Raw genomic sequence first — 232 nt, 5'->3', positions numbered from 1 at the left:
CATTTGGTGAATTTGAATTTTGGTTTGCGATGATTAAAATCGTTACGATTCTATTAATGATTATTGCGGGATTTGGACTTATTTTCTTTGGAATTGGTAACGGCGGAGAAGCGATTGGCATATCTAATCTTTGGTCAAATGGCGGTTTCTTTACAGGTGGTTTTTCAGGATTCTTCTTTGCATTATCACTTGTAGTTGGCGCATACCAAGGTGTGGAATTAATCGGGATTAC

Annotated in this window: 1 pseudogene; it reads left to right on the top strand. The window is 37.5% G+C overall.

Going from position 1 to position 232, the window contains the following annotated elements:
- Window positions 1-232, top strand: a pseudogene (locus SB775_RS34190) (amino acid permease); the annotation flags it as partial.

Source organism: Peribacillus sp. SIMBA_075 (assembly GCF_046534585.1).
Note: the sequence above shows the minus strand (reverse complement) of the source record. Positions and strands in the feature narration are given on the sequence as shown.